General features: G+C 64.0%; 23 protein-coding genes. 8 read left to right on the forward strand and 15 right to left on the reverse strand.

The genetic code is table 11. The features are described from left to right. Nucleotides 1-71 precede the first annotated feature (71 nt). The 3 genes from M1E17_RS06255 to M1E17_RS06265 form a co-directional block, all read right to left on the reverse strand. A complete protein-coding gene (locus tag M1E17_RS06255) occupies nt 72-1481 on the reverse strand; it encodes a UDP-glucose dehydrogenase family protein (protein WP_457966184.1) in 1410 nt (469 codons plus the stop codon). Beyond that, nucleotides 1478-2638 carry a glycosyltransferase family 4 protein gene (locus M1E17_RS06260; RefSeq protein ID WP_457966186.1) on the reverse strand — a complete coding sequence of 387 codons (1161 nt, stop codon included), beginning with the start codon at nt 2636-2638 and terminating at the stop codon, nt 1478-1480. Before M1E17_RS06260 ends, M1E17_RS06255 begins: the two co-directional genes overlap by 4 nt. Before the next feature lie 304 nt (nt 2639-2942). Beyond that, nucleotides 2943-3905 (reverse strand): hypothetical protein, encoded by a 963-nt coding sequence (locus M1E17_RS06265; protein ID WP_457966188.1) that lies wholly within the window; start codon nt 3903-3905, stop codon nt 2943-2945. Between the two features lie 280 nt (nt 3906-4185). Between M1E17_RS06265 and M1E17_RS06270 the strand changes: the two genes are divergently transcribed. After that, nucleotides 4186-5001: a DUF2382 domain-containing protein gene (locus M1E17_RS06270; protein WP_457966189.1), complete on the forward strand. Its 816-nt coding sequence runs from the start codon at nt 4186-4188 to the stop codon at nt 4999-5001. A 90-nt stretch (nt 5002-5091) separates the two neighbouring features. Here M1E17_RS06270 and M1E17_RS06275 read toward each other — a convergent pair whose 3' ends face one another. Further along, on the reverse strand, nt 5092-5934 hold the full coding sequence (locus M1E17_RS06275; protein WP_457966190.1) for an HNH endonuclease: 843 nt from the start codon (nt 5932-5934) through the stop codon (nt 5092-5094). Nucleotides 5935-6145: 211 nt separating this feature from the next. Then, on the reverse strand, nt 6146-6607 hold the full coding sequence (locus tag M1E17_RS06280) for a DUF4383 domain-containing protein (RefSeq protein WP_267278169.1): 462 nt from the start codon (nt 6605-6607) through the stop codon (nt 6146-6148). A 303-nt stretch (nt 6608-6910) separates the two neighbouring features. On the opposite strand from M1E17_RS06280, the gene M1E17_RS06285 reads away from it, so the two are divergent. Next, nucleotides 6911-8224 carry a cell division protein PerM gene (locus tag M1E17_RS06285; protein WP_457966192.1) on the forward strand — a complete coding sequence of 438 codons (1314 nt, stop codon included), beginning with the start codon at nt 6911-6913 and terminating at the stop codon, nt 8222-8224. A gap of 38 nt (nt 8225-8262) precedes the next feature. Here M1E17_RS06285 and M1E17_RS06290 read toward each other — a convergent pair whose 3' ends face one another. Further along, nucleotides 8263-8688 carry a hypothetical protein gene (locus M1E17_RS06290; protein ID WP_457966193.1) on the reverse strand — a complete coding sequence of 142 codons (426 nt, stop codon included), beginning with the start codon at nt 8686-8688 and terminating at the stop codon, nt 8263-8265. Nucleotides 8689-8727: 39 nt separating this feature from the next. Here M1E17_RS06290 and purN point away from each other — a divergent pair, with 39 nt between their 5' ends. From purN to M1E17_RS06305, 3 genes are all read left to right on the forward strand, one after another. Beyond that, nucleotides 8728-9300: a phosphoribosylglycinamide formyltransferase gene (gene purN / locus M1E17_RS06295; protein ID WP_457966195.1), complete on the forward strand. Its 573-nt coding sequence runs from the start codon at nt 8728-8730 to the stop codon at nt 9298-9300. 417 nt (nt 9301-9717) lie between these two features. Beyond that, nucleotides 9718-10353 (forward strand): endonuclease domain-containing protein, encoded by a 636-nt coding sequence (locus tag M1E17_RS06300; RefSeq protein WP_457966196.1) that lies wholly within the window; start codon nt 9718-9720, stop codon nt 10351-10353. Between the two features lie 138 nt (nt 10354-10491). Continuing rightward, nucleotides 10492-11760, forward strand: a complete 1269-nt coding sequence (locus M1E17_RS06305; protein WP_457963134.1) for a DDE-type integrase/transposase/recombinase — start codon at nt 10492-10494, stop codon at nt 11758-11760. Nucleotides 11761-11896: 136 nt separating this feature from the next. Here M1E17_RS06305 and M1E17_RS06310 read toward each other — a convergent pair whose 3' ends face one another. Further along, on the reverse strand, nt 11897-13249 hold the full coding sequence (locus M1E17_RS06310; RefSeq protein ID WP_457966198.1) for an MFS transporter: 1353 nt from the start codon (nt 13247-13249) through the stop codon (nt 11897-11899). A 155-nt stretch (nt 13250-13404) separates the two neighbouring features. On the opposite strand from M1E17_RS06310, the gene purH reads away from it, so the two are divergent. Beyond that, nucleotides 13405-15075, forward strand: a complete 1671-nt coding sequence (purH, locus tag M1E17_RS06315) for a bifunctional phosphoribosylaminoimidazolecarboxamide formyltransferase/IMP cyclohydrolase (protein WP_457966200.1) — start codon at nt 13405-13407, stop codon at nt 15073-15075. A 268-nt stretch (nt 15076-15343) separates the two neighbouring features. Here the strand turns inward: purH and M1E17_RS06320 are convergent, their stop codons facing one another. The 5 genes from M1E17_RS06320 to M1E17_RS06340 all read right to left on the reverse strand — a co-directional run bounded on the left by M1E17_RS06320 (nt 15344) and on the right by M1E17_RS06340 (nt 19929). After that, nucleotides 15344-16306 carry a trypsin-like serine peptidase gene (locus M1E17_RS06320; protein ID WP_457966202.1) on the reverse strand — a complete coding sequence of 321 codons (963 nt, stop codon included), beginning with the start codon at nt 16304-16306 and terminating at the stop codon, nt 15344-15346. 182 nt (nt 16307-16488) lie between these two features. Next, on the reverse strand, nt 16489-17331 hold the full coding sequence (locus M1E17_RS06325; protein WP_457966204.1) for an ABC transporter ATP-binding protein: 843 nt from the start codon (nt 17329-17331) through the stop codon (nt 16489-16491). Beyond that, a complete protein-coding gene (locus M1E17_RS06330; RefSeq protein WP_457966206.1) occupies nt 17321-18094 on the reverse strand; it encodes an ABC transporter permease in 774 nt (257 codons plus the stop codon). Before M1E17_RS06330 ends, M1E17_RS06325 begins: the two co-directional genes overlap by 11 nt. Continuing rightward, nucleotides 18091-18921 (reverse strand): ABC transporter permease, encoded by an 831-nt coding sequence (locus M1E17_RS06335; protein ID WP_457966207.1) that lies wholly within the window; start codon nt 18919-18921, stop codon nt 18091-18093. Before M1E17_RS06335 ends, M1E17_RS06330 begins: the two co-directional genes overlap by 4 nt. 15 nt (nt 18922-18936) lie before the next feature. Continuing rightward, nucleotides 18937-19929 carry an ABC transporter substrate-binding protein gene (locus tag M1E17_RS06340; RefSeq protein WP_457966209.1) on the reverse strand — a complete coding sequence of 331 codons (993 nt, stop codon included), beginning with the start codon at nt 19927-19929 and terminating at the stop codon, nt 18937-18939. A 179-nt stretch (nt 19930-20108) separates the two neighbouring features. Here M1E17_RS06340 and M1E17_RS06345 point away from each other — a divergent pair, with 179 nt between their 5' ends. Together M1E17_RS06345 and M1E17_RS06350 are read left to right on the forward strand one after the other, a co-directional pair. Further along, nucleotides 20109-20579, forward strand: a complete 471-nt coding sequence (locus tag M1E17_RS06345) for a MarR family winged helix-turn-helix transcriptional regulator (protein ID WP_457966211.1) — start codon at nt 20109-20111, stop codon at nt 20577-20579. Between the two features lie 166 nt (nt 20580-20745). Beyond that, nucleotides 20746-22965 carry an NADP-dependent isocitrate dehydrogenase gene (locus M1E17_RS06350; RefSeq protein WP_457966213.1) on the forward strand — a complete coding sequence of 740 codons (2220 nt, stop codon included), beginning with the start codon at nt 20746-20748 and terminating at the stop codon, nt 22963-22965. A 215-nt stretch (nt 22966-23180) separates the two neighbouring features. Here the strand turns inward: M1E17_RS06350 and M1E17_RS06355 are convergent, their stop codons facing one another. From M1E17_RS06355 to M1E17_RS06365, 3 genes are all read right to left on the reverse strand, one after another. Then, nucleotides 23181-23705 (reverse strand): hypothetical protein, encoded by a 525-nt coding sequence (locus M1E17_RS06355; RefSeq protein ID WP_457966215.1) that lies wholly within the window; start codon nt 23703-23705, stop codon nt 23181-23183. Beyond that, entirely contained in the window at nt 23702-24964 is a 1263-nt protein-coding gene (locus M1E17_RS06360; RefSeq protein WP_457966217.1) for a protein kinase domain-containing protein, read from the reverse strand. The genes M1E17_RS06355 and M1E17_RS06360 overlap by 4 nt, the downstream gene beginning before the upstream one ends. A gap of 318 nt (nt 24965-25282) precedes the next feature. Next, nucleotides 25283-26938: a hypothetical protein gene (locus tag M1E17_RS06365; RefSeq protein WP_457966218.1), complete on the reverse strand. Its 1656-nt coding sequence runs from the start codon at nt 26936-26938 to the stop codon at nt 25283-25285. Nucleotides 26939-26990 lie beyond the last annotated feature (52 nt).

The following is a 26990-nucleotide window of genomic DNA, read 5'->3' on the forward strand; positions in this document are numbered from 1 at the left end:
TTGTTGCCGACGCCTCACCCCGGTCATCCAATTCAATCAGCGTACTTACTATTCTGCAAGGATTCGGGATATCAAAAGGTGGCAATAGTTGTTTTTGTGACTGAAATATGTGGTTTTTGCGGTCCCAGCGCGGGCTCGACGGTTACCCCGTTCGTCCCCAGCCCCCGTACTGTCCAGCCCTCGGCCTGCCAGGCAGCAGCATCCAGCACGTTCCGTGCATCCAGAACTACCCGCCGTCGGACAATTCCGCCAGCAACCGCAGGGGCGAGCAGCCGGTATTCGTCCCACTCGGTCAGGAGCAGCACCAGTTCCGCTCCCTGCAGGGCCTTCTTGGTGGAGGTCTCAAAGCGAAGCCGCGGATAACGCATCCACGCGTGGTTCACGGCCTTGGGGTCCGTGACCGTGACATGCGCCCCTGCCTCCGCCAGGCGGGAGGCAACATCAAGGGCTGGGGAATCGCGGATGTCGTCCGTGTCCGGCTTGAAGGACGCGCCAAGCACAGTGACCGAGCGGCCCGCCAGTTCACCGCAGAGCTCCTTGGCCAGGGCAACCGTCCTGGTCCGCTGCCCCAGGTTGATGGCATCCACCAGGCCCATCCAGTCATCCACTGAGCGGACGCCTAAACCGGCGGCCTGTGCCCGGAAGCTGCGGATGTCCTTGGGCAGGCACCCGCCGCCGAAACCCAGCCCCGCATGCAGATAGCGGCTGCCGATCCGCGGGTCCATGCCCATGGCCTCACCCAGTTCGGCGACGTCCGCACCCGATGCGTCACACAGTTCCGAGATCGCGTTGATGAAGCTGACTTTCGTTGCCAGGTACGCGTTGGCGGCAGACTTGATCAGCTCGGCCGTGGCAAAGCTGCACACCACCCGTGGGATGCCTGCGTTCAGCAGCGGCTCGTAGACTGCATCCAGTACTGCGGTGACTGCGAGGGGCGCTCCTGTGGAAGGGTTGAACGCCATGGCCCGGCCGCCTTCCACGCCGTACACCAGCCGGTCCGGGACTAGGGAATCCTTGACGGCTGTGCCCTGCCTCAGGAACTCGGGGTTCCACCCCACCAGCACGTCAGGGCGCCTGGCCAGGATTCCGTGGAGCATGTCCACAGTGCCCACCGGCACCGTGGATTTCCCGACGACGGCGGCGCCCCTCGCCAGGTGCGGGAGCAGCGCTTCCGTGGCGGAGACCAGATAGGTGAGGTCGGCGCCGTCGGACGTCTTTGACTGCGGCGTTCCCACACAGAGGAAATGGACCTGCGCTCCGGCTGCGGCGGAGAAGTCGGTGGAGAAGGTCAGGCGCCCGGTGGTGCGCCCGTCCTGCAGGAGCTCATCCAGCCCGGGCTCATAAAACGGGGCCGCGCCGCGGCCGAGGTGCTCCACCTTGGCGGCGTCCACGTCAATGCCGGCGACCGTGTGCCCCATTGATGCCAGCGTGGCAGCGTGGACTGCCCCCAGGTAGCCACAGCCAATGACTGAGATCTTCACAGCGTTGCCCCCTTCCTGCCGGCCGGCGCCACCGGCGAGCCGGCGATTGCGGCCTGGTAATGTGCCACCAGCTCGGCGCTGAGGGCCGGCCAGGTGCGGTTCTGTACCGAGGCGTGGGCTGCTGCCGCAAACGCACGGCGCTTGGCGTCGTCGCCCATCAGGTCCGTGACGTGCGCCCGCAACCCGGCCAGATGACCGGGTTCGTAGAGCCAGCCCGTGCGGGAATTCTCCACCAGGTCCAAAGGCCCGCCCCTGCCCGTAGCCACCACTGGAACACCGGATGCCATTGCTTCCTGGATGGTCTGGCAGAACGTTTCGAATTCGCCGGGGTGGACAAAAAGATCGAACGAAGCAACTGCCCGGGCGAGTTCCTCCCCGCCCAGGAATCCGGCGAAGACCGCCTCCGGCAGGGCCTCCCGCAGGGCGGCCCGCTGTGGCCCGTCACCCACAATCACCAGCCTGGTGTTGGGGACATCTGCCAATATGGCGAGGTCCTCCACCTGCTTTTCGACAGCCAGGCGGCCAACATAGCCGATGATCCGTTCGCCGCCGGGTGCCACGGAAGCCCGCCAGCCGTCGTCGCGCTTTCCGGGTGAAAACCGGACGGTATCCACACCCCGCCGCCACATGGCCACCCGCGGAATGCCACGCCCGCGCAACTGATTCAGCGCGAACGTGGAGGGGGCCAAGGTCCGGGTGGCCAGCAGGTGGATGTTCTCCACGCGGTTCCACGCCCAGTTCTCCAGGAACGGAACACCATACCGTGCCGCGTAGCTGGGGACCTCGGTCTGGTAGATGGCGATCGTGGGGATGCCCAGCTGGTGTGCGGCCTGGACTGCGCGCCAGCCCAGGACAAACGGCGAGGCCAGGTGAACAATATCGGGTGCGAAATCGGCAAGGATTCGCTTGACCCGATACACACCCCCCATCGCTACGCGCACCTTGGTGTATCCGGCGAGGGGCATGGAAGGCAGCCGGTGCACCTGCGCGCCGTACACCTCTTCAGGTCCTGCAGCCCCCGTTGGCTCCTGGGTCGAGGGGGCAATCACCAGGACTTCATCGCCCCGGTCCCGCAGATGCTCCAGCACCCGCAGGATGGAGTGCGTTACCCCGTTCATCGACGGCAGGAATGATTCAGCGACAATTGCGATCCTCACCCCTCCACGGTGGGCGCCCGGGCTGACGACGGGGGGTCGCAGGGGTAGAGGGCAGGGAAAGGTTGGGTTAACAGATCAGCGCGTGGCTGGATGGGGCGGCCCCCAGCACCGCCCCATCCAACTCCCCGGCCTTAGCCGAGCTTGCGCACGGGGTCGGGCCAGTTGCCCACGGTCGACATGACGGTGGCGCGGTTGATCACGGCAGTGTTGATGGACATGAGGTTTCTCCTGACTGAACGTGGTGTCCGGGCGCCGGTGGCGCGCGGTGGTCATGTTCTGCCGAAAAAGGGCAGAGCTGACCCGTTCAGTCGGGTGAAGACCCGGGATCGAAGGAAGGGGCGGCCGGCAGCGTCTGGGTGCCGGACAGGTGTGGTCCATAAGCCAATGGCCGAAGGACGTGCCAGGATCCGCCCAGGTCTGCAGGGCTTGATGAGCCTCCGGCTGACCCGGAGCCGGCCGTAGCTGCGCCATTCGCGAGCGCCGGAGGGTCCAGCCTGCCGGTATTGCCGGTGCCGTCCCCTGGGCCGGAGGGGTTTGCCGTTGCCGCACGGCGCGTGGCTGACCCGGCGAAGTCCTGGGCTGCGGTGAAGCCGAACCGCAGCGTGTTCGACTGCGCCGTTACGTCCGTCTCTTCGGCGGGTGCAGTAGCAGTGCTGGCCGGAGTCAAACCAGCCCCGGCGGCCACTTGTGCAACGGCGTCGGACGACGGGAGGTTGGCGGCGGGTGTCGCCCCGGAGCCAGGTGCCGGCGTCGTCAGCGGGGGCAGGCCGGGCAGTTGCGGCGGGACGGGGACGGGCAGCAGGTCCGGCAGCGGTAAGGGCAGCGGTAAGGGCGCGGGCAGGGGTTCCGGCAGCAGCGGCGGCAACTGGTCAGGCAACGGCAGGATGTCGGGGAGGGGAAGCGGGAGGGGCGCCTGCACCAAGGGGAGGTCGGGCAGCCTGGGTACCAAGCCGGTGACTGTTGCGGTTGTGCCTGCGACCACAGGCACAACCGGGGCGGCCAATGTATTGACGGCACCTGTTGCCGAATCCGTCAGGGAACCCGCCCCGGCTACTGCGGTATCACCTGCGCTGACGACGACGGGAGGTGCCGGAAGCGGCTGGGTCAGGACAGACTCCGAAAGGTTGCCGAGTTCGCCGCCGTCCGGAACCAGACTGGAGGCAGTGGCGGTCCCGGCTCCCCACGCGAGCCAGGCCAGCGCTGTCAGGAGTGCCAGCAGGACGGAACGGATGGCCGAGCGCCAACGAGTCCGTGGTATCGCCCCCATCCGATCCACCCCCTCGCCGATGGGCACCAGCGTACGCCCAGTGCTGCCGTTCGTCGAGGTCTTTTTCGCGGCTCCTCATGTGCTCATAAAAAAGGGGAGCAGAAAATGCCAAGTACACTTCCCTTTAAGTACTAAGCATGCTTACCGTATAGGGGCAGCCATAGCGGAACCTCAAGAAGATGGGGTGGACGCCACGAGGCCCGGAGACTCTCCCAAGCTCCAGGCGGTACGGCAGATCCACCGCAAGCGCGCAATCCCAGCACATCCAAAAGGAGACGTCATGCTCACGAGGGAAAACATTGAAAACCTCCTGAATAGGGGAGGGAACGTAGTGGCATCGGACGGCGACAAGATCGGTTCGATCGGCCAGCTCTACGCTGATGACGACACGGGCGAGCCCACCTGGGTCACCGTGAAGACCGGGCTGTTTGGAACGTCCCAGTCGTTTGTTCCGGTTGAAGGCGCCCGGATCGACGGCGACGACCTGGTGGTTCCGTACACCAAGGACCACGTCAAGGACGCTCCGCGGGTGGACGCGGACGGACACCTGGAGCCAGACGAGGAAGACCGGCTGTACGACCACTACGAACGGGGCGGCCGGACCTACTCCGAAGCCCGCACCGACGCCGGCATGACGGACACGGATTACCGCGGCGACGCCGACCTCAACGCCGGCGATGCCGCCGGAACCGTGGGCCGCGACACCTCCGGCCCCACCACCGATGACGCCATGACCCGCTCGGAGGAACGCCTGAACGTGGGTACCGAAAAGCAGGCCACAGGGCGGGCAAGGCTACGCAAGTACGTCACCACCGAGAACGTCACCCACACCGTTCCCGTGCAGCGCGAGGAAGTCCGCATCGAGCGCGAACCCATCACCGATGAGAACCGCGGAGCAGCGATGTCGGGCCCTGACCTCAGCGATGAAGAGCACGAAGTGACCCTTCACGAAGAGCGCCCCGTGGTGGACAAGGAAACCGTGCCGGTGGAGCGCGTCCGCCTGGACAAAGACACCGTGAAGGACGACGTCACCGTCAACGAAGAGGTCCGCAAGGAACGCATCGAGGCCGACGGCATCGACGATACCCGCCGCTAGCGCGACGCGGAGCAGGCCGGCGCACCGTTCGCGGTTCGCCAAGAACGACGCCGGGTCCCACTTTCGGGGCCCGGCGTCGCTTGCGCGGTCCTACTTCTCCGGTCCCAGGATCTCCTTGGCGGCACGCTCGGCTTCGAGTTCGGTGTCGGACACGGTGGTTCCGCGCAGGAACCCGGCGGCGGCGATCACCCGCCTTAGCTCCCCTTCGGTCCTGGGAGTGCTCACTCCGTGGTGGGCCATGGCGTGGCAATTGGCGCACAGCGGAACAAGGTCCGTGACGGGATCAAGTTGGTAGCCATCGCCGAGTTCAGACACCGGCACCACATGGTGGACCTGGATGAAGTCCCGGCCAATCTCGCCGTAGGTCACTTCAAACGAGAACCCGCAGGTGGCACAGTTGGTGCCGCGATGGGCGATGCAGGCCCGCCGGGCTTCTGGGTCGCGTTCGTACCGGTTCACCTGCGCCCAGCTGACGGCGCCTCCCGGATACGTGCCGGGCACCGGATGCGTGGGGTCTGGCGCCGGCGCCGGCCCAAAGGCTCCCCAGAGGGCCCGGATGTTCGCTTCCTCAGAGGGGTGGACGGTGAGGCCCGAACGGTTGGCCACACTCCAGGGGACGGCAGGCGTGGCCTGCATGAGGACGTCGGACGCTATGTGGTCACCCAGCGGCAGAAGGGCGTCGAAGCCGACCTGCACATGCATGATGGGCGTTTCGCCGCCTGGCGCCGAGACAACCGCGCCGTGACCCATGAGCCCCGGCCCGCGTCTTCCCTGCAGAACCAGCCACACGTCTGTGCCGGCCGGGAGGTTTCTGCGCTTTCCAGGGTTCCAGGAGTGGATGTACAGCCCCGCGGCGGCCACCTCTTCGAGGACTGCCGGGTAGTTCCAGTCGTTCCAGCGGTCCGGGTTCCAGCCGAGGATGATGGCGGTCATGGGCCCATTGTTGCACCGGTTCCGTTCCCGCCGGCGCTCGCGGTGACGACTCGCTGTGAACCCCGGACCCCGAGTGGCCCGGGCACAAAGAAAGCCGGTGCAGCTGCTCGCGGGACCGCGCCAACTGCACCAGCCAGTAGGACGAATATTCAGAACTTTATGGATCATTCTTCATTCGCGGCTCCTATTTTCCCGGGTGTGTTGTCCGGGTTTATCTCCTCTCGCCGGCCATGTTCCGTGAAAACAGCCAGCCAGCAGCAATCATCAGTACACCCAGCACCAGATGGGTCCAGTTGTCCGTCATGTTCAGCGACAGGAAATTGGCCGCCGAATCAACACCGACACTTAGCCCGAAAATGGCGAGGACGATGTACAGCGCGCCGGCGCCATAGAGGAAGTTTCGTGCGCCATGTTCGGTGCGGGACATTGCCCAGCCGGTTGCGCCGATGGCCAGCTGCACAATGTTGAGCAGCATGGACACCTGGAACAGGCCAAGGAGCATGGCGTGTGAATCAGGCCCAAGGAACATCAATTCGCTGTACCGGGTGGTGACGCCGGGGATAAAGCCCAGGATACCCACCAACAACAAGAGAATACCTACACCCATGCCGGCGTTCTGGACGTCTGAACGTCCAAAATGGACACCGTGTGCATGTGGGGATGCGGTAGTCATTTTTCTGCCTCCAACCACTGATTGCGGACATTCCAATTTTACGGCTGACCTGTGGAAAAAGCGCCGAAAACCGGGGCCCTGGGGACTTCTGAAACGACGGCGGCTGCCCCGCCGCCGTCGTCGGCTGCTCAGCGGGAACACCGCTGAACAGGGACCCGCGCAGGATGGTTTGCGCGCACCTGGAACCGGGCACGGATGATGATCAGCGCCGGGGAATGCCTACTGGGGTGAGCCCCGTCTCCTGCATGGATTGAGCCTGTCGCACACGGGGGAGCAGCCCCGGCCGTGACACCATGGAACACGATGAAACTGCGCGCTGATCAGACCGGAGACCGTGGCATTCCCATGCCTTTATGGCTGCAGGGGGCGCTGGAAACGGCGCAGGCCGCCATCATTTCCGCGCTGGTGGTTGTGGCTCCCGTCGTGGCGGTATGGGCGACGGCGGGGTTCCAGAACTCGGCTTTCCACGTCCTGGCCCGCCTCGCCGGGCAGGCCTGGCTGCTGATCCACGGAGTGCCCCTGGAACTGGTGGCTTTGGATTCCGGCCCTGCTGCCGATGCCCGTTCAGGCACCTTGTCGCTGATTCCCCTGGGGCTCACCCTGATCCCGTTCCTGCTCGCGTGGCGTGCCGGGCGCAGGCTGGCGAGGGCCTCCTACACGGACCAGCTGTGGCAGGCGCTCCTGGGATCGTGGGTGGTCTATGCGGCATTTGGCGGCGCCACCGGCTTCATATGCCGCACCCCGGACGTTGTGATCAATCTCTGGTACGCCATGCTGATCCCGCTCATCCCTTTTGCGTTGGGCATGGTGATCGGGGCCAGGCGCGAAGCAGGCTCGTGGAGCAGGCTCATCGGCGTGGACGCCGTCGCCTGGATCTCGCGGACCAGCCAGCACTCCCGCTGGGCAGGGTCCTACTTTGCCTCGGTAGCCAAGGCGGGCTTTGTGGCTGCCATGGCTGCGCTGGCCCTGTCCTGCGTGCTTCTTGCCGCGGACCTATTCATCCACTGGAACCTGGTCATTGCCGTTTATGAAGCGCTCGACGCCGGTGCCATCGGCGGTGCGGTGCTCACCATTGCGCAGCTTGGCTTCCTCCCCAACCTTGCAGTCTTTGCGCTCGCCTGGGTCTCCGGGTCCGGTTTCGCCATGGGCGTGGGATCACAGGTGGGACCCCTTGCCACCGCTGCCGGGCCGCTGCCATCCATCCCGGTGTTTGCGGCCATCCCGTCGGGGGCCCTGGACTACGGCTTTGTCGCTTTGGTGGTCCCGGTGCTGGCCGGTGTGCTGGCAGGCTGGTGGTTCCTGCGGGAAGGTGAAAACCACTTCGACGAATGGCTCGCCATCAAGGTCCACGCCCGCTGGTTCACGGCAACGGTGTCCACCCTGGTACTCGGCGCACTCATCGGCCTGGCGTCCGGGCTGCTGGCCGCCGGGCTGGCCTGGCTGGCCCGCGGGTCCGGCGGAATCGGCCGCCTCACGGACATCGGACCCGACCCGTTCTTGATGGGAACCTGGCTGGCAGCCGAAGTGGGAATCGGCGTCGTCATCGGATACGCAGCGGGACCGTGGCTGGAACGCCGGCAGGTGGAAGAGGAAGAAGAAGCCGAACTGGTGCGGTAGCTGGGGCGCTGGGCCGCGGGCGCTAAATGCCGGGCCGGCTACATTCCGGGCAGGGAGTTCCGCAGCTCGACGACGCATCCGGAGAGTGCCTGGTCCGTGAGGGCACGCCGGGCGCACTCCTGGTAGTCACTGAACTGATTCGTGAAGGCTGCGATGCCAAGGACCATGAGTACCATCACCAGCGACAACACCAACCCGGCGACGGTGCCGAACAGTACCAGCTTGGATTCCTTGAGCTGCCCGGCGCGGATCAGCAGCACGATTCCCAGGACCAAGCTCGCCAACGTCAGGATGCCCGCGAGCCAGAAGTAGGTCAGGTCCAGCTGGATGACCAGGAGCGATCCCAGCACCGTGAAGATGAAGGTCCGGAAAAGGGTGTGGGTCTTGGCCAGCGAGGTCTTGGCGGCTTCGCTGAGCGGAGTCGCTGCCCGCTGTTGCCCAGCCGGGTCCGGAGTGTTGTTCATGTTTTCCAGCCTACGCGAGCGTGCCCATAAGCTAGTGCCATGCGCATCGTAGTCCTCGTCTCAGGTACCGGATCCAACCTCCAGGCCGTCATCGACGCCGTCAAGGCAGGGGACCTGGACGTGCAGATTGCCGCAGTGGGTGCGGACCGGGAGGGGACGTACGGCGTCGAGCGTTCCTCTGAAGCCGGGCTGGAGACGTTTGTGATCAACTTCAACTCCTTCCCAACCCGCGCTGAGTGGGATGCCGCATTGACGGCTAGGGTGGCTTCCTATGAACCCGACGTGGTGGTGTCCTCCGGCTTTATGCGGATCGTGAGCCCGGAGTTTATCGACGCCTTCAACGGCAAATACCTGAACACCCACCCCGCCCTGCTGCCCGCGTTCCCGGGCGCCCACGGGGTCCGCGACGCCATGGCCTACGGGGTGAAGGTGACCGGCTGCACCGTGCACTGGGCCGACGCCGGGGTGGACACCGGCCCCATCATCGCGCAGGAAGCCGTTGTCATCGAGGACGCCGACACCGAGGAGACCCTGCACGAACGCATCAAGGTGGTGGAGCGCCGCCTCCTGGTCTCCACGCTGGCCTCCCTCGCCGCCGCCCAACCCAACTAGCTCGCATTTAACGTCGTCATTCGCGCGTTTCACGACGTTATCTGCCAGCCACTTTCGTGGTAGTCCCGGATCTGTGGATAACTTCTGACATGCCTCTGGTTATTTGCAACCATGGGGCATGAGGAATCCGCGACCGCTGCCGCCTGAACTCGGAACCGGGCCGTTCACTGTCTATGAAGCGGCCGACGCCGGCGTTAGCCCAGGGCGTCTCCGATTTAGACTTCTTCGTGCTCCGAGCCGTGGTGTCCGTTTCCCCGCCGCGGCGGTAGCGACTGACGGGGCACCTATGTCCGTCCGTATACCGTGGTGACACCTTTTTCGGCCGCCTCTCACGCAACCGCCTTCAACTTGTGGGGCTTCCCTGGGTTTTTGCCTGGGAGCGATGACTCCACGATTCACATTTCACGTCCAGATACGATGGCCATTCCCCGGCGCAAGGGCGTCACGGGTCACGTGGGGCAATTCTTTGACGACGAGATCCTCGATCTGGGTGGTCTGCTGCTTACTTCTCCCACCAGGACCTGGCTGGACTGCGCGCGGAAGATGAGCATCGAAGATCTGACCGTTGTGGCTGATCACTTGTTGCGGATTCCGAGGCCTGACTTCGAGGACAGAACTGAGCCTTATGCCACACCTGAGGATCTTGCGGACATGCTTGACAGGCACAAAGGAACCCCGGGAATCCGCAAAGCACGTCTGGCGTTGGAACAGGCCCGTGTTGGATCGGACTCTGCACAAGAAACCAAACTGCGGCTGGCCCTGGAGTACGGCGGGTTGCCTGAGCCGAAGCTGAACGTGCCCACGGAGCTGGGTACGGGGATCGTGCGTCAACCTGACCTGGCCTATCCGGAGCAGAAGGTCGCTGTGGAGTATGACGGAGAAGGTCATTCCGATGCCGCGCAGATCGTCAGGGACATCGTGCGGGAGGAGGATTTCGCCCGAGGCGGCTGGGCGCTGGTGCGGATCTCTAAACGCCATATGCAGAATGACGCCCGCGCCGCCGTCGCCAAAGTCCGTATGGCAATGCTGAGCCGCGGCTGGAAGCCCAACTGACTCGCAGTAAACGTCGTGAAAACCGGTTTTGACGACTGTGGAGTCTCATGACTTATTAGACGCTTATGTCTCATGACTTCGGAGACACTCTGTCTCAGGACGTTGTAGACACTCGGGTTGGGGTTTTGCTTGTGTCGCATGAGCAAACCCCAACCCGATATCAGGATTCGCCATGCTGTGGCGACATGGCCCGAAGACGCTCCCCGTGGTGCCGTGACGGCGTTCTGCCGGAAGCACAACGTCTCGAGGGCGTGGTTCTATCGAGTCCGTGCGGCGGCCGGTGCGGTGGGGCCGGTGCAAGCGTTGGTGAAGAAATCCACGGTTCCGGGGACCTCGCCCACTGCCACCGAGCCTGGCATGATCGATCTCCTGCTTGCCACTCGGACTGATCTGGAGAAACAAGGTCTGGATCACGGCCCTTTGTCGGTCCTGTCTACGCTGTCCAGGCAGGGCTATCGTCCCCCGTCGCGGGCGACCGTGGCCAGGATCTTTGCCCGGTCCGGGGTAGTGGTGCCGGAGCCGCGGAAGAAGCCGCGCAGCGCCTACAAGCGATTCGTCTATCCGCAGCCGAACGCGTGCTGGCAGATCGACTCGACCGAGTGGGTCCTCGCCGACCGGACGAAAGTGGCAGTTTTCCAGCTCATAGACGATCATTCCCGGCTTGCTCTGGCATCTCTCGTGGCCCCGGGCGAAACCAGTGCCGCTGCGATCGCGGTCGTGACGCTGGCCATCCAAAGACATGGCGTGCCGCAGAAGTTCCTCTCCGACAATGGCGCAGCGCTGAACCCGACCCGCCGCGGACGCACCGGTGCGCTGGTCGAATTCCTCAAAGCCAAAGGCGTGGAGCCGATCACCGGTAAGCCCTACAAACCCACCACCCAGGGCAAGAACGAACGCTTCCACCAGACCCTGCACAAATACCTCCACCGTCAGCCGCCGGCCGCATCAATGACTCTCCTGCAAGCCCAAGTCGACGCTTTCGATCTGTACTACAACACCCAACGCGAACATCAGGGCCTGGCACCGGGAATGACCCCAAGCGAGGCCTGGCACGCCACTCCAAAAGCCCCGGCACCGGTTCCGCCAGATCAACCAACACCGGAATCAGAGCGACGCAGCCTTCGCCGAACGGTCCGGAAGGACGGCTGCATTACCGTCCTGGGCACCCATTTCATGATGGGCAAGGAACACATCGGACAAACCGTCCACGTCATCTACGACGCCGCCACCATCATGTTCTTCGGACCCCAAGGCACCGAAATCATCAGCCACGTCAGGCCACCCAAAGGCACGCCCTACGTCGGCAACGGCAAGCCCTCCGGCGTCGCCGCAGACCCTGTAGGAGCCCGCAAAAAGCGAACCCATTACCCACGCCGACGTCAGCAGCCAAACGCCACGCAACCATGAAGTGTCTTCGAAGTCCTGAGACATCAACTGTCTACGAGGTCATGAGACATGAACCGTCCACAAGGTCATGAGACATGGCAACCGGTTTTGACGACGTTAACTGCGAGTCAGTTGGGAGGGGAGGGAGGGGAGGGGGCTACTCGAGCCGGCGCTGCTTGGTCTCCGGGGAGAAGAACGCCATCCACAGCACCGCCACCAGGACCAGCCCGCCGGCCAGCGCGAAGGATGTGGCCAGCCCCAGTTCGGGCCAGAAAAAGGTGGCAAAGACCAGCGGCCCGAAGCCTGCCCCCAGCCGGGAGAACGTTGACGCCCAGCCGAAGCCGGTGCCGCGAAGTTCTGTGGGATAGAGCTCGGACACATAGGCGTAGAGCACGGGAATGGCCACCTGCACCACGAAACCGAAGACCAGCAGCCAGAACACCGCGGCCGTGGGGATGTCCACCACAAACGCAACGATCACCAGGGTCAGTGCGGACAGCGGACCGGTAATGGCCAGGATCCATTTGCGGCCCACCCGTTCCACTAGCAGGGCCGCCACAATCACGCCCAGGAGCCCGACGGCGGCCATTGAGGCTGTGGTCACAAACGCCTTGTACTCAGCGAAGCCGGCCCCAATGAGAATCCGCGGCATCCAGGTCAGCGACAGGTAGTAGACCAGCAGGATACTGAAAAACAGGGACCAGGCGGCCGCGGTGATCTTCCAGTTGAACTGCCACACAAGCCGCAGCTGCTGCCAAGCGCTGCCTGCCGACAGCCGCGGAACCTCCTGTGCATCGGGCAGGCTGTAAGCGCGCGGCTCCACTCCGGTCGCCGCAACGAGCGAATCAATAACCTTGGCTGCCTCTTCGCGCCGGCCCTTGCGGATGAGGAACAGCGGCGATTCGGGGACACTGCGGCGGACCCAGAACACCAACAGGGCGGGGAGCACCATCACCAGCATGGTCAGGCGCCAGTCGGCGAACGCAGCCACCAGTGCCGCTGAGACAAAGCCGCACAGCGCTGCCCCCACCGGCCACCAGCCGTCCATCGCGGTGAGGACCCTGCCGCGTTGCTTCCGGGGAGTGAATTCACCCACCAGGGCATAGTCCACGGGAATGCAGCCGCCCAGCCCGAAACCGGCCATAAACCGGAAGGCGCAGAACCAGATGAAGTCAGGCGAGAAGGCGCCCAGGACGGTGAAGAGCGAGAAGATGAGCAGCGTTGCCGTAAACGCCTTCTTGCGCCCGATGGTGTCCGCGATGGTTCCCCACACAAACGCACCAAGGGCCATGCCGATCAGGTTGGCCGTACCGATCCAGCCGGCCTCGCCCGGGGTCAGCGACCAGTGGCTGGAGAGCAGGGGGATCAGGATGCCGTTGAGGGTCACGTCCCAGGCGTCGAACATAAAGCCAAGGCCGCCAATCAGAAAGATCCTGCCCTGGACTTTCCATCGCCACGGCAGTTCCTGGACCACCTGTTCGCCGCTGGGCACAGTGGTGTATGTATTCATCTCGGCCTCCTGGGAAAACTCTAGCCGGGCCGGCGGACCTCCCACGCCCGCGCCGTCACAGTGCGGCAGGCAAACGGCGCAACCCCACTTCACGATAAACTGGCCGTATCCCCACCAACCGCGGCGTTGTTCCGCGAGATAAGACGGAGACTTTTGTGAGCTTCACGCAGCTTGACCGTGTTCCCATCCGCCGGGCCCTGATCTCGGTTTACGACAAGACCGGTCTGGAGGAGCTCGCCAAGGGCCTGCACGCAGCAGGCGTGAAGATCGTATCCACCGGCTCCACGGCCAAGAAGATCGCCGAGGCCGGAATCCCGGTCCAGGAAGTCGAGGAAGTCACCGGCTCCCCGGAAATGCTGGACGGCCGCGTCAAGACGCTGCACCCGCGCGTGCACGGCGGCATCCTCGCCGACCGCCGTGTCCCGGCACACATGGAAACCCTCGCCGGCATGGAGATCGAAACCTTCGACCTGGTGGTGGTGAACCTCTACCCGTTCGTGGAGACCGTCAAGTCAGGTGCCGCCCTGGACGACGTCGTCGAGCAGATCGACATCGGCGGCCCCGCCATGGTCCGTTCGGCCGCAAAGAACCACGCCGCCGTCACCATCGTTGTTGATCCGGGCTTCTACGGCGACGTCATCAATGCGGCCGCTGAAGGCGGCTTTGACCTTAAGACCCGACGCCGGCTGGCCGCCAAGGCGTTCGCCCACACCGCCACCTATGACAACGCCGTGGCCACATGGACTGCCAGCCAGTTCCTGGATGAAGACGGCGACGGCGTCATCGACTGGCCGGCCTACGCCGGCCTGGCACTGGAACGCTCCGAGGTCCTCCGGTACGGCGAAAACCCGCACCAGCAGGCGGCCCTCTACGTGGACAAGGCCGCCCCCGCCGGCATCGCGCAGGCAGACCAGCTCCACGGCAAAGCCATGAGCTACAACAACTTTGTTGACGCAGACGCCGCCCTCCGCGCAGCCTACGACTTCGCCGAGCCGACCGTCGCCGTTATCAAGCATGCCAACCCCTGCGGTGTGGCAGTGGGCTCAACCGGTGCCGAAGACCCGATCGCCGACGCGCACGCCAAAGCCCACGCCTGCGATCCCGTTTCGGCTTTTGGCGGCGTCATCGCAGCCAACCGGACGGTCACCGCCGGCATGGCAAACACCGTCAAAGACATCTTCACCGAAGTTGTCATCGCCCCCGGCTTCGAGCCGGAGGCCGTGGAGATCCTGTCCAAGAAGAAGAACATCCGCCTGCTCGCCCTGCCCGAGGGCTACGGCCGCTACCCGGCCGAAATCCGCCAGGTCTCCGGCGGAGTCCTCGTCCAGGTCACTGACAAGGTTGACGCCGACGGCGACAACCCCGCCAACTGGACCCTTGCTGCCGGCGAACCCGCCGACGAGAAGACCCTCGCCGATCTGGCTTTCGCCTGGACCGCCTGCCGCGCCGCCAAGTCAAACGCGATCCTGCTGGCCTCCGAAGGCGCAGCCGTCGGCATCGGCATGGGCCAGGTTAACCGCCTGGATTCCTGCAGGCTGGCCGTGGAACGGGCGAACACCCTGGGCGTGAACGTGAGCTCGGACGTTGAGGGGGCAGGCGGGGCCTCCAACACCCCGGCGGACGGTGCCCCTGAGCGCGCCCGCGGCGCGGTTGCCGCCTCCGACGCATTCTTCCCGTTCGCTGACGGCCTCCAGATCCTGATCGACGCCGGCGTGCGCGCCGTGGTGCAGCCGGGCGGTTCGGTCCGGGACGAGGAAGTAATAGCTGCGGCGAACGCGGCGGGCGTCACCATGTACTTCACCGGTGCCCGCCACTTCTTCCACTAGCCCCCCGGGTTCTAAGCTCCAGCCAGTTAAACGTCGACGGCGTCTGTCCCCCTGAGGGGAGAGACGCCGTCGGGCTTTAAGGGCTGCCTAGGAACCAGGTGTTTGAACGTCCGCGCCCCGCTGCTTGAGGCGCGGACCCTTCTCCGGAAGCCGGAGCTCCCGGGGCCTGGCACCAGCCATCTTCTGGTGCGTCCAGTACTCGAGGATCTCCCCCTGCGTCCTGGCCGATTGGCTGTGACTGACTGATTCCCCGCCGGGCGAGGTATCCCTAGGCTGTTTCTGCACTTGCATACGTCTGCTGGATAACGGAGCCCCAGTAGGGGCCGTACATAACGGGGGAGCGGCTGTAGCCGTAGCTGTTGATCGAGTTCTGAAGGCCTGTGGCGTCTGATCCGATGAACCAGGGGCCGCCAGATGAGCCGCCGGTCATGTCGCAGGAAATTCCCTGGGTGTTGAACTGGTTTTCGGTGTCGTCGAAGGCCGCGCCCGTGCAGCTTTTGAGGCTCGCGCCATTGAAAGGCTTTGCGGCAGGGTAGCCGTAGGCCTTGTAGGTAAGACCCCGTGCGGCGTTGAACTCGACTCCGGATTCCTGGACAACGTCTGCCAGGTACTGCCCGTTGAGCTGGTTCATCACTGCAAAGCCGGTGTCGTACTGGATGTCGCCGTTCGAGCTCCACTGGGTTGGCGTGTAAAGGTGGCGCGCGGTCCACTTCCCGTACGGTGACACGCCGTTCTCGTATTTCGGTGCAAACATGAAATTGGTGGCAAAGGCGCCAGGGCCCTCGTTGAGGCAGTGGCCTGCAGTGGCTACGGTGCTCCTGTTCGCGGAAACCACGGCGTTGCCGGAGCAGACATAGTTGGCTCCGCCAAGGGTGAAGAACACCTTGCCGATGTGGTCAACCGGGGCCTCGCTGACGGCTATGGTGGCTTTGCCTTGGGCCGGTTTCACCTTGGTGTTGGTGCCCTTCTCCACGGATGCTGCACTTGACGAATTGCCGCGTTCGAGTGCTTTCCCGGCCAGGACGTCACCGGGGATTGCGTTTTGCATGCGGTCACTGGTCCAGTACTCAGCCACTCCCGTGCTGTCCACCGTTGCGCTTGTCACGGAAGGGGCCTGCTTGTCCTCTGCGGCGGCAGGCACAGCCGTGGCTCCACTGGCGGCACCAAGTGCCAGCAGGGCGGCTGCAGAGAGGCTCAAAAGGCTGGTAGCCAGAGACCTGGTGCGTGTCATTCGTGTCCTGTCCAAACGGTGGGGGAGGGCTCCGGTGACGCCCGCCACGTGCACCATGAATTTATCCGGATATGACACTTTTGTAAATGGATTTTCCTCCTTTGTTGCACTGGTGGCAGGTCTCTGTTAAGCGATGTTCCTGGCCAAGGTTCGTTGAATCCGTTGGTGCACTGACGGCAGCATCAGGAGACAGTTGCGGCGGCGGGGCGGTGTCCCTTCTTGGCAAGCTGGATCTGTTCGTAGACGTGATGGCGCAATTCCGTAAACCTTGGCAATGCCCGCGTGTTGAGCTGGTCCCGCTCCTGGGGCAGGTTGATGACGATGTCCTCCTGGATCACGGTGGGAGAGCTGGAGAGGATAATAACGCGTTCGCCGAGATAGACGGATTCGTCGATGTCGTGGGTGACGAACAGGATAGTGACGCCGAGTTTCTTCCAGACGCTGCGGATGAGATCTTCGAGGTCAGCGCGGGTCTGGGCGTCCACCGCCGCGAACGGTTCGTCCATGAGGAGTACTTCGGGCTGGTAGGCGACGGCGCGGGCGATCGCCACACGCTGCTGCATGCCGCCGGAGAGTTGCCAGGGATAGGACTGGGGGACGTGAGCCAGCCCCACTGCTTCCAGGGCCTCGTCAACAATGCGGTCGCGCTCGGCCTTGGGAACACGCTGGTTTTTTAGCGGCAACTCCACGTTCTGCCGGACCCGCATCCAGGGGAAGAGGGAGCGGCCGTATTCCTGGAAGACCACCGCCATCTTCTTCGGCGGGCCGCTGACCCGCGTGCCGTTCAGGAGGACTTCACCCTCGGTGGGGACCATCAGCCCTGAGATGCATTTGAGCAGCGTGGTCTTGCCGGAGCCGGAGGGGCCCACCAGGCAGGCCAGCTCGCCCGGACGCAGGTCGAAGGTGAGGTTCCGGACCGCCTCGACGTCGCCGCCGTCGGTCTTGTAGACCTTCTTCAGACCCCGGACCGACAGTATGGGCTTGCCGTCTTGGCGGGGTGTGCCGGGTGCTTTGTTATCCAGCATTTTCTACCTCTTTCTGACCGTGGTACCAGCGCAATACGCGGCGCTCGCTCCACTGGAAGATGAATGACAGTGCCACGCCGATCAGGCCCAGGACGATGATGCCGGACCACATCTCGGGGATGGCGAAGGAGCGCTGGAACTGCACAATGGTGAAGCCCAGTCCGGAAGACGAGGCGAACATCTCCGAGATGACCATCAGGATCAGGCCAATGGACAGGCACTGACGGACCCCGGCCATGATCTGGGGGCTGGCCGAGGGGAGAACCAGGTACTGCAGGCGGGCCCAGCCCGTAATGCCGTACGTGTGGCTGGAATCGGAAAGCACCGAATCAACGGCACGGACGCCTTCGATGGTGTTCAGCAGCACCGGCCAGATGCAGCCGGAGATGATGACCACCACTTTCATCGAATCCGTGATTCCCATCAGCAACATGAGTACCGGCACCAGAACGGGCGGCGGGACGGCCCGGAAGAATTCCAGTGTCGGCTCCAGCAAGGACCGGAGCCATTTGACGGATCCGATCACCAGCCCGGCGGCGACGCCGATCAGGATTGCCGCAGTTACCCCGGTGATCAACCTGCCGAGGCTGGGGAGGACATCAGACAGGATCCGTTCGCCGAACCAGACCTCCACGAACGTATCAGCCAGGATCCCGGGCCTGGGAAAGAAAAAGTTGGGCCTCCCCAGTGTCAACGCCCACCAGAGGAAGATCAGCAGGAGCGGCAGCCCCACCATGTAGCCAAATGCCTTCAACCAGCTCATACGATCACCTCCGAACGGATTGACGAGTGCCAGGAAAGGGTCTTCTTTTCAATGAACCGCATCATCAGATTTATCAATACTCCGATCAGGCCCGTTGCCAGTACCAACGCGTACATGCCGGAGATGGCACCGCCGGATTGAGCCAAGGCGATTTCGCGGCCAAGTCCAGGGGAGCCGATGATCAATTCCGCGGTGATCGCCAGAATAAGCGCGACGGCGGCGGCCAGCCTGACCCCTGTCATCAGGTACGGCAAAGCGGTGGGGAACACCACATACCGGATCCGCGCCAAACGTCCCAGCCCGTAAGATTTGGCCGTGTTGTTGGCAACCATGTCGATGTCAGCCACCCCGTACAGGACCTGGATAAAGACCTGCCAGAAAGCCGCGTAGACGATCAGCATGAGTGAAGATTCGATTTTCACGCCGAACATCAGCACTGCCAGCGGGATCAGCGCCACCGATGGGATGGGCCGCAGGAATTCCACCGTGGAGTTCGTGGCCTTCCTCAGGAAGGCGGAAGATCCGATGAGAAAACCAAGTACGACGGCGGCAATGACGGCCATCAGCAGGCCTAGGAACCAGGCAAGCATGGTTTCACCCACGCTCACCCAGAAGGCCGTCAGCCCGAGGGCCCGCAAGAGTGCTGCAATCACCTCGCTTGCGGGCGGGAGGAAGCGCGGTTCAACGATCCCCAACCGCGGTATCAGCTCCCAGGTCAGCAGGAATCCGAGGATTCCCGCCAGACCCAGGAATTGCTGGACTGGCCACTTGGGCCGGGAGATCAGCGATCCCCGGCCCGCAGCGGCCACGCCGCTCTTGCCGTTCATTTTGCCTGACTTCGCTTACTTGGCGATCATGGCGTCGACGTCGGGCTCTTTAGTCACGTAGTTGTACTTGACCATGAGGGATCCAAGCTTGGAGAGTACCTCGGTGGGAACTTCGCCGTCGTACGATTCCATCTTCAGATTCTTGGCGACGGCGGGATCCATGTTCATAAACTTCGGGAGCACGGCACGGACATCGTCCGGATTCTGTTCAGCCTTCTCCAAGGTCTCCTCGATGGCTTCCCTGAACGCCTTGACCGTGTCCGCGTTCTGCTGGGCGAAGTTTCCGCTGGTGAAGCTCACCATGGTGGGCAGTCCCGGGATTGCTTCCTGGTTGGGGCTTCCGACCAGCACATTCTTGCTATCTGTAAGGGCTCTGGTCAGGAAAGGCTCCGGCAGCCAGATGGCGTCCACTGACCCTCGGTCAAGCTGGGCCTGCATGTCCGGGAACGGCATCTCAACAAACTTGATTTTGGCCGGATCCGCACCTGCTTTTGCAGCGCTCTCCATGATGGTCAGGTCACCCTGGGTTTTAAGTGTGTTGACCGCGACGGTCTTATCTTCCAGATCGCCGAAGGAACTGATTCCGGACGCCTTAGCGGCAACGACCCCATTGATGTCCTCACCCTCCGCCTTGGAGTTACTGAAGCCGGTGACAATCTTCATGTCCAGCCCCTTGTCGACGGCGAGCATCACGGAGAGTGGATTGCCAACAGAAAAGTTCATTGTTCCGGTGGATACCGCTGGAAGCATGGCTGCTCCACCTTGGCCGGTCTGGAGCTCAACTTTGAGACCGTGCTTTTCAAAGATCCCTTCATCAATGCCGTACTGAACAGCAACCGAGGGTGCGATCGAGAGCACGCCGACGGTGATGTTCTTGAGGTCGCCGCCCGCCGTTGCTCCGGGAGACGTGCCCTCCTGGCCGGTGACCGAACCGGAGCCACAGCCGGTGAGGGCAACGGCCATGAGGGCGCCGGCGGCGAGGATTTTAGCGAGGTGCCTTTTCATCATTTCAACTCTTCCTTGAGTTCCATCACTGGCGCGGCGGCGCTCTTGCGCCTGACGCTGGACATGTGACTCAGCACACGCCCGGATGTATCTATGTCAACTCTTATAATTGAGAAAGTCAATAGTTTTTTTTCTTCTTTATGTGCGGCATGATTGAGGGACGTCAACTTTAGGATTGATAAATGACCCAGCCTCGAATCATGGATCTTCTGCCGGCCGACGGCGTCGAACGGCTGTTGAATAGCCCGCTCGTCAGCGAGATTGAATTCCTGACTGCGCGGGCACGGGCGCGCGGAAGCGCGAAAGCGAATGCCCTCCTCGCACCGCTGGAGCTGAAGATCCGCTCGTACGCCGTGTTGTCGCTGGCGTGCAGTGGAGCAGCACCGTCACAGCGGGAACTCGCCGAATTCCTGCTGCTGGATCCGAGCCAAATTGTGGCGCTGGTGGACGGGCTGGAACAGCGGGGGCTGGTCAAGCGCGAAACGGATCCCCGGGACCGGCGCTCGAAAGTCATCAAGGGCACCGCGAAGGGGCAGCGTGTGCTGGACCAGGCGGCCGCGGCCACCCAGCAGGCAGAAGACCAGGCCATGGGGGACCTGACCACCGCTGAACGCGACCAACTGCGGGACCTGTTGCGCCGCATCGCCTTTTAGGCACAAAAATGATGCCGCCGGGCCGCGCCTGCCCGGGTATCGCATGGTAACGCAAGTGCTTTTGGCCACAGTGGTGGGCGCCATCCGCGCGTCCTCGGGTAAGTTTGGACGTGGTGAAATAAGACCGGATTCCTATCTAAGCCGACCTCCAGGGAGACGCCCGCGCATGTCCAAGATTATCTATACCCACACCGACGAAGCGCCGATGCTGGCTACCTACTCGTTCCTGCCCATCATCGAGGCGTTTGCTTCGACAGCAGGTGTGGAGGTGGAGACCCGCGACATCTCGCTCGCCGGCCGCATCATCGCCGTGTTCGGAGACTACCTCACCCCGGAGCAGCAGATCAGTGACGCCCTTGCTGAACTGGGCGAGCTGGCAAAGACGCCTGAAGCCAACATCATCAAGCTGCCCAACATCAGTGCTTCCATTCCCCAACTGAAGGCCGCCATTGCAGAGCTGCAGGGCCAGGGCTACGCGCTGCCGGACTACCCGGACAACCCCTCCTCGGACGAGGAAACCGCCGTCCGCTCGCGCTATGACAAGATCAAGGGTTCCGCTGTGAACCCCGTGCTGCGTGAAGGAAACTCGGACCGCCGCGCGCCCCTGTCCGTCAAGAACTATGCCCGCCAGAACCCGCACTCCATGGGCGCCTGGTCCCCGGATTCCAAGACCAACGTGGCCACCATGGGCAAAGACGACTTCCGCTCGAACGAGAAGTCCGTGGTCGTTGGCTCTGAAGACACCATCGCCATCCAGCTGGTCCGCGAAGACGGCTCGGTCAAGGTCCTGAAGAAGGCCTTCCCTGTGCTGGCCGGCGAAGTCATCGACGGCACCGTCATGCGCGCCGCCGCCCTGGACGAGTTCCTGGCCGCCCAGGTTGCCCGGGCCAAGGAGGAAGGCGTGCTGTTCTCGGCCCACCTCAAGGCGACCATGATGAAGGTTTCGGACCCCATCATCTTCGGCCATGTGGTGAAGGCGTACTTCTCCGAGCTGTTCGACACCTACGGCAAGCAGCTCGCAGCCGCCGGCGTTAGCCCGAACAACGGACTCGCTGCCATTCTCAGCGGCCTTGAGGACCTGCCCGAAGATGTCCGCGAAGGCGTTCAGGCCCTGATCAAGAAGGGCCTTGAAGATGGCCCGGCGCTGGCGATGGTGGATTCGGACAAGGGAATCACCAGCCTCAACGTCCCCAGCGACATCATCGTGGATGCCTCCATGCCCGCCATGATCCGCAGCTCCGGACACATGTGGGGACCTGACGGGAAGGAAGCCGATACCCTGGCCGTACTGCCGGACAGCTCCTACGCCGGCATCTACCAGGTGGTCATCGATGACTGCCGCGCCAACGGTGCTTATGACCCCACCACCATGGGCACGGTGCCGAACGTCGGCCTCATGGCACAGGCAGCAGAAGAATACGGCAGCCACGACAAGACCTTCGAGATCCAGGAAGCAGGGACCGTCCAGATCATTGACGGCTCCGGCAACGTCCTGATCGAACACCAGGTCACCGAAGGCGACATCTGGCGCGCCTGCCAGACCAAGGACCTTCCCATCCGTGACTGGGTCAAGCTGGCTGTCACCCGCGCCCGTGCCTCCCAGACGCCTGCCGTGTTCTGGCTGGACGAGGACCGCGCACACGATGCCAACCTCATCGCCAAGGTCAAGGAATACCTCAAGGATCACGACACCGAGGGCCTGCAGCTGGAGATCATGTCTCCGGAGAAGGCAATCGCCTTCACCCTGGACCGGCTCCGCAAGGGCGAGGACACCATCTCAGTCTCCGGCAACGTGCTGCGTGACTACCTCACGGACCTGTTCCCCATCCTGGAGCTGGGCACCAGCGCCAAGATGCTCTCAGTGGTTCCGCTGATGAACGGCGGCGGACTTTTCGAGACCGGTGCCGGCGGATCCGCGCCCAAGCACGTCCAGCAGCTGCTCAAGGAAAACCACTTGCGCTGGGACAGCCTGGGCGAATTCCTCGCCCTCGCAGTGAGCTTCGAGCACCTGGCTACCACCACCGGCAACGCCCGGGCACAGGTTCTTGCGGACACCCTGGACCGGGCCACCGGCACCTTCCTGCTGGAAAACAAGTCCCCGAGCCGCCGCGCCGGCGAGCTCGACAACCGGGGAAGTCACTACTACCTGGCCCGCTACTGGGCCGAGGAACTGGCCAAGCAGACCGAGGATGCCGAACTGGCAGCATCGTTCTCCGCAGTTGCAGAGGCGCTGACGTCCAACGAAGAGACCATCGTTGGTGAACTCGCGGCTGTCCAGGGTTCCCCGGTGGACATCGGAGGCTACTACCACCCGGACGACGCCAAGGCTTCGTCCGTCATGCGCCCCTCCGCCACGCTGAACAAGGTCATTGAAACCCTGAGCTAAGGCATCCCGGCCAGCCAAACAGCTGAGCCGGCATTGCGAGGCGGTGCCCATTCAGAATGAACGGGCGCCGCCTCTTGCATACGCTGGGAAGCTTTTACGGTACTGGCGAGGTTACGGCTTGAGGCACGGTGGGTTAAATCAGCGGCCGCAGGGCGCAACTGCGTCCGCAGGCGGAAGCGCCGCCGTCGTAGACCACAGCAGCTCCCATCTTCGCGTCAGTCGTCTTTGCCCTTGCCTTTTTCTTCGCCTTTGTCCTCGTTGCCCTTGCCGTTGTCCGCCGGGGCTGGTGCCGGGGACGCAGCTTCCTGGGCAGCTTTGGCAGCGGCTTCTGCTTCAGCCTTAGCCCGTTCTGCGGCTGCCGCCTCCTCAGCCGCTTTGGCTGCGGCCTCCTGGGCAGCGGCTTCAGCCGCAGCTGCCGCGGAAGCCAAATCGGCGCGGACTGCGGTAATGGCAGTCATAATGGTCCGTCTGCGGTCTTCTGAGACCTGCCCGCTTGTCACGGCGGCGGCTAGATCAGACTCCAACGTATCCAGCGTCTTCAGGGCAGTGGTATGGTCACTGGCTGCGGCAGCCTGCGTCAGACTCAGCACTCTCTCCTGGAGCGTCCGGGCTGCCTCGCGCTCGAGATCTGGATCCGCCGGACCACATCCGGCCAGGGCAGCGGTGAGCAGGAGGGCGGCGGCAATCGGAGCCGCGAGCCGGTGCCCCTGGCGCCACCGGCTCTTTTCAGAAAAGATCACGGTTCCACACTCTTCTGCAGTTCCTTGAGATGGTCACCCAAGGTGCCGCTGACTGTGGGGTAGGGGACGACGTCGGGCGTTGACTGCGTGGGCAGCAGGCTGGCGGTCACCGCGGCAACCGCTGCCACGGCAGCCAATACGAGCAGGACGGCCGCAATCCACAGACGTTTACCGCTGAGCCGCATCCCCGACCACAGCGGGTCCTTGCCTGCTGACCGGCGGCCCGAGGCTTGCTCGGCCGGTGCTGCGGACCTGGGCTGGCCGGCTGCTTCCGCCTCAGCGAAAGGTTCACCCGTGGATTCCGGGGAGATGGTGGGGTAACTGTGAGTTGGCGTGATGGATGGCGGCCTGAACGGCATGGCCGGCAGTACCAGGGTGGCTTCCGGCTCAAGTTCTCCGGGTGTGGACGCGGGCGACACGAGCGCCTGCCTGAGGACCCTCTCAATATCGGCGGCCGCGGGGCGTTCCATCGGTTCAATGGCCGTCATGGACCGCAGCAGGTCAGCCCATTCGCGTGGGAGGTCCTCCGGAATCTCCGGCGCGCGGTGCAGCCGGGCCACAGCCGATTCCACCGCATTGCCGGGAAACTCCACTGTGCCTTTGATGCATTCGAGGAGCACAAGGCCAAATGAGTAGATGTCGCTGGCAGGTGACAGCGGGGCGCCCATAGCCTGCTCGGGGCTGAGGTAGGCCGCCGTTCCCACCATGGTGCCGGTAGCCGTGAGGCGGGTCCCGTCCTCTATCCTGGCGATGCCGAAGTCCGTCAGTTTCGGACGCAGGGGTTCCCCGGGCCGGATCTGCACCAGCAGGATGTTGGCCGGTTTGATGTCGCGGTGGATGATGCCAAGGCCGTGAACGTAGGCCAGGGCGTCAGCAATCCCGGCACCAATGACGGCCAGTTCGTCCAGGGGGACCGTGCTGTGTCTGATGCGGCTTCTGAGGTCCTGGCCCTCAACCAGCTCCATGGTCAGGAACGGTCGGGGTTCATCTGGGATGCGGGTGTCGATTCCAGCGTCGAAAAGTGTCACCAGGCTGGGATGGTTGAGCGTTGCCAGCAGCTGGATTTCCGCTTCCTGGCGCTTGAGTTCTTCGGTGTCCGGAGCCTGCGGTGCAAAGAGCTTCAGGGCCACGTCACGGCCAAGGTTCTCATCCCGCGCACAGTACACGGAAGACATGCCGCCGCGGCCGATTACTTCGCCCAGTCGATAACGTCCGCCGACCACTTCATTCCTGATGGAGCTAGGCGAATCCGCCACCATGATCCGTCCCCCTCCTGGGTGCGCTGCGGCACTATCTTGCACTAAATTATACGGTCCGGCAGGCGCACTTGAGCCGGCGCTCCGAGGGTCTGAAACGCCGTGCTGATCATATGACTGAACAGCGCATTCCCGGCACACCGGCGGTCCGTCTGCAAGGCCAGGATAAAGCCTGGCAGACGGACCACCGGTCACAAGGACCTGTGCTGAATTATCGGCCTACGCGGGAGCCTCACCTCCTTTCCAAAATTCCGGTGCCGCTAAGGGCAGCGACGTTGAGAGCTCATTGCTGCCCATTCGGGCTCAGATGGAGCGCCTTGTTCAGGAGGTCTTGCGCCGCCAGAACATCAGCAGTCCTGCCACGAGGAGCAGCAGGGCCAAGGGGACCAGCGATGCATTAATACCCGTCTTGGCCAGTGTGTTGGAACCCTGAGCAGAAGTGGCTGTGGTTGCTCCTGCAGCTGCAACGGTTCCGGCCGAAACCGAACCTGCCGGGACAACCGTGATGCTGCCGGTACCGTTGCCGGTGCCCGTTCCGGTTGTGACGGTTCCGCCCGTTCCGGTTCCACTACCTGGTCCGTTTCCGCTACCAGGTCCGTTTCCGCTACCAGGTACGGTGGGATCGGTTCCGCCGGTGGATCCGGTCCCGGTGCCGGGAGTTCCGGTCCCCGGGGTACCCGTTCCCGGTGTGCCTGTACCCGGCGTACCCGTACCCGGTGTGCCTGTACCGTCGGTACCGCCGCCGATGATCACTGATCCACCAATACCGGTGGTGACATCATCCAACAGACCCACGGTGTCCAGTCCGAGGCCCAGGTCGATGGCTGCGCCCACGTCGGCGGTGGTGCCTGTGCCGTCTGTGACGTTTCCGAGGCCGATGGCGACGTCGGCGGCTGCTGCCACGTCGGCGGTGGCGTCGGTGACGTTCCCGAGGCCGAGGCCGAGGTCAACGGCTGCTGCCACGTCGGCGGTGGCGTCGGTGACGGTTCCGGTGGTGGTGTTTCCGAGGCCGAGGCCGAGGTCAACGGCTGCTGCCACGTCGGCGGTGGTGTCGGTGACGGTTCCGGTGGTGGCGTTTCCGAGGCCGATGGCGACGTCGGCGGCTGCTGCCACGTCGGCGGTGGCGTCGGTGACGGTTCCGGTGGTGGCGTTTCCGAGGCCGAGGCCGAGGTCAACGGCTGCTGCCACGTCGGCGGTGGTGTCGGTGACGGTTCCGGTGGTGGCGTTTCCGAGGCCGATGGCGACGTCGGCGGCTGCTGCCACGTCGGCGGTGGCGTCGGTGACGGTTCCGGTGGTGGCGTTTCCGAGGCCGAGGCCGAGGTCAACGGCTGCTGCCACGTCGGCGGTGGTGTCGGTGACGGTTCCGGTGGTGGCGTTTCCGAGGCCGAGGCCGAGGTCAACGGCTGCTGCCACGTCGGCGGTGGTGTCGGTGACGGTTCCGGTGGTGGCGTTTCCGAGGCCGATGGCGACGTCGGCGGCTGCTGCCACGTCGGCGGTGGTGTCGGTGACGGTTCCGGTGGTGGCGTTTCCGAGTCCGATGGCGACGTCGGCGGCTGCTGCCACGTCCGCTGTGGTGTCGGTGACGGTTCCGGTGGTGGCGTTTCCGAGGCCGATGGCGACGTCGGCGGCTGCTGCCACGTCCGCTGTGGTGTCGGTGACGGTTCCGGTGGTGGCGTTTCCGAGGCCGATGGCGACGTCGGCGGCCGCAGCGAGGGCGGTGTTGCCCTCGGTTCCGACGGCACCGCTGTTCACGGTCACGTCTACTGCAGCGGCGACATTCGCGCTTTCTGACGGCGTTGGACCACCCAGCAGGCCCAACGACGTCGGAGCAGCGGATGTCGCCGCTGAGACCTGGGCGGATGCGGTGAGGTCCGCTCCGCTTGTTGTGTCCGCAGCGCTGGCTGCGGTGGCGCCGAGGGCTAACAGCCCGCCGGCGAAGAGGGTGCTAAGCAGCCCTCTGCGAAGAATGCAATGCATGATGTTGTCTCCTGAGAAGTTGTTGTTGGGCGCTCGTGAGCCACCCAGATGG

The organism is Arthrobacter sp. D1-29, from assembly GCF_054130585.1.

Bases quoted from the DNA above. Each gene is read 5' to 3' on its own strand.
- M1E17_RS06265 (WP_457966188.1), bottom strand. From the start codon at position 3,905: ATGGGGGCGATACCACGGACTCGTTGGCGCTCGGCCATCCGTTCCGTC.
- M1E17_RS06270 (WP_457966189.1), top strand. From the start codon at position 4,186: ATGCTCACGAGGGAAAACATTGAAAACCTCCTGAATAGGGGAGGGAAC.
- M1E17_RS06275 (WP_457966190.1), bottom strand. From the start codon at position 5,934: ATGACCGCCATCATCCTCGGCTGGAACCCGGACCGCTGGAACGACTGG.
- M1E17_RS06280 (WP_267278169.1), bottom strand. From the start codon at position 6,607: ATGACTACCGCATCCCCACATGCACACGGTGTCCATTTTGGACGTTCA.
- M1E17_RS06285 (WP_457966192.1), top strand. From the start codon at position 6,911: ATGAAACTGCGCGCTGATCAGACCGGAGACCGTGGCATTCCCATGCCT.
- M1E17_RS06290 (WP_457966193.1), bottom strand. From the start codon at position 8,688: ATGAACAACACTCCGGACCCGGCTGGGCAACAGCGGGCAGCGACTCCG.
- purN (WP_457966195.1), top strand. From the start codon at position 8,728: ATGCGCATCGTAGTCCTCGTCTCAGGTACCGGATCCAACCTCCAGGCC.
- M1E17_RS06300 (WP_457966196.1), top strand. From the start codon at position 9,718: ATGGCCATTCCCCGGCGCAAGGGCGTCACGGGTCACGTGGGGCAATTC.
- M1E17_RS06305 (WP_457963134.1), top strand. From the start codon at position 10,492: ATGAGCAAACCCCAACCCGATATCAGGATTCGCCATGCTGTGGCGACA.
- M1E17_RS06310 (WP_457966198.1), bottom strand. From the start codon at position 13,249: ATGAATACATACACCACTGTGCCCAGCGGCGAACAGGTGGTCCAGGAA.
- M1E17_RS06320 (WP_457966202.1), bottom strand. From the start codon at position 16,306: ATGACACGCACCAGGTCTCTGGCTACCAGCCTTTTGAGCCTCTCTGCA.
- M1E17_RS06325 (WP_457966204.1), bottom strand. From the start codon at position 17,331: ATGCTGGATAACAAAGCACCCGGCACACCCCGCCAAGACGGCAAGCCC.
- M1E17_RS06330 (WP_457966206.1), bottom strand. From the start codon at position 18,094: ATGAGCTGGTTGAAGGCATTTGGCTACATGGTGGGGCTGCCGCTCCTG.
- M1E17_RS06335 (WP_457966207.1), bottom strand. From the start codon at position 18,921: ATGAACGGCAAGAGCGGCGTGGCCGCTGCGGGCCGGGGATCGCTGATC.
- M1E17_RS06340 (WP_457966209.1), bottom strand. From the start codon at position 19,929: ATGATGAAAAGGCACCTCGCTAAAATCCTCGCCGCCGGCGCCCTCATG.
- M1E17_RS06345 (WP_457966211.1), top strand. From the start codon at position 20,109: ATGACCCAGCCTCGAATCATGGATCTTCTGCCGGCCGACGGCGTCGAA.
- M1E17_RS06350 (WP_457966213.1), top strand. From the start codon at position 20,746: ATGTCCAAGATTATCTATACCCACACCGACGAAGCGCCGATGCTGGCT.
- M1E17_RS06360 (WP_457966217.1), bottom strand. From the start codon at position 24,964: ATGGTGGCGGATTCGCCTAGCTCCATCAGGAATGAAGTGGTCGGCGGA.
- M1E17_RS06365 (WP_457966218.1), bottom strand. From the start codon at position 26,938: ATGCATTGCATTCTTCGCAGAGGGCTGCTTAGCACCCTCTTCGCCGGC.